At 41.0% G+C, this 1,547-nt stretch carries 2 protein-coding genes; both read left to right on the top strand.

Annotated features, from left to right (window positions below):
• Positions 1-253 precede the first annotated feature (253 nt).
• Positions 254-1,072, top strand: a complete 819-nt coding sequence (locus BMW53_RS20570; RefSeq protein ID WP_051567565.1) for an IS110 family transposase — start codon at positions 254-256, stop codon at positions 1,070-1,072.
• On the top strand, positions 1,069-1,547 hold a 479-nt coding region (locus BMW53_RS20565), incomplete at its 3' end, for a transposase (protein WP_139178302.1). The genes BMW53_RS20570 and BMW53_RS20565, both read left to right, overlap by 4 nt.

The following is a 1,547-nucleotide window of genomic DNA, read 5'->3' as shown; positions in this document are numbered from 1 at the left end:
CGAGAGTCCACCCATTTTTAATGGGCATAATGAGGTAATGACAGTAGATATACCGAACTTAGCAGCAAGCCTGCACAGTTTGACCGTTCTTTGTATAGTGTTTTAAACCTGTTTGCGAGTTTGGTTCCAAAAGATTGAGGCATAATGAGTGGTACTGTTTGATTTTTCAAATATGTCCGAATGGCAGCCTGCCGACATATAGTCAATTTGCCCTTTTGGGTGTGGGCATTAGTAAAATTAAGATTTAAAAAAGATGGAAAAAATCAGGACTAATGCAGCGGGCATCGATATTGGTGCCAAAAAAGTTTTTACAGCCGTAGAGGGGCAGCCGGTAGTAAGCCATTTAACTTTTACCGAAGATTTTTACAAATTACGGGACTATTTGGTCGGACATAAAGTTGAAACAGTTGCGATGGAAGCCACCGGTGTTTACTGGGTGATTTTATACGACATTCTGGAAGAAGCCGGTATCGATGTTTGGCTGGTGGATGGTCGCCAAACCAAACAAGTTCCAGGCCGAAAAACCGACGTAAAAGATTGTCAGTGGATCCTACAACTACATAGCCATGGCTTGTTAAACCGGTGCCTTGTTGTTGATGCTGACATAAAAGAGTTAAGAAGCTATCTGCGATTACGGGAAGACCACATCAACTCTTCGGCGATGTACATCAATCAGATGCAAAAGGCATTAACGTTAATGAATATCAGGCTTAAAGAAGTTTTGAGCCAGATACACGGGGCAAGTGGGCTGGCAATAATAGAAGCAATCCTAAATGGAGAACGGGACAAGCAGGTACTGGTTAGCTTGTGTCACCGTAGTGTTCTCAGTAAGAAAAAGGATTTGGTTATAAAAGCTCTGCAAGGCAAGTATACCGATGCCGGATTATTTGCGCTAAAACAGGCTTATGATGGATATAATTTTTGTTTGCAACAAATTAATGAATGCGACAGCAAAATAAATGTTGTAATCAACAGGCTCGGTGAATCAGGCGAAGGTCAGGATCTAAAAAAAAACGTAAAGCAGTACGTCACCACAAACCAAACGTTGAAAGGCTTGGCCCAAACCTGTTGAATATTTTTAATGGCAACGATGCAACCTTAATATCAGGTATTACCGATTATACATGGATGCAATTATTGGCAGAAACCGGTCCTGATTTAACAAGGTGGCCAAGTGAAAAACATTTTACAAGCTGGTTGGGACTGTCTCCGGGGCAGCATAGCTCTGGAAAAATGCGACGAAATGTAAAGAAAAAAGGCAAACCAAAAGCAGGGCAGATTTTTAGGGTAATTGCTCAGGGACTTATAAACAGTAAAGACATTGCAATAGGCTCATTTGGAAGACGATTACGTGGGCGAAAAGGCCCAAGAATAGCAATAAAGGCCATGGCCCGAAAACTGGCAGTCCTTTACTGGCGCGTAATGGTAAAAGGGCTTGACTATGCAGAACAAGGAGTACAACTATATGAAGAACAAATAATGATAAATAAAATGAGAACAGTAAACAAATTGGCAAAAGAACTAAACATGGAAGTAGTAAATTGTCA

The sequence above is a fragment of the Draconibacterium orientale genome, from assembly GCF_900111425.1.
Taxonomy (GTDB): Bacteria; Bacteroidota; Bacteroidia; order Bacteroidales; family Prolixibacteraceae; genus Draconibacterium; species Draconibacterium orientale.
This window is presented reverse-complemented; position numbering and strand designations above follow the sequence as displayed.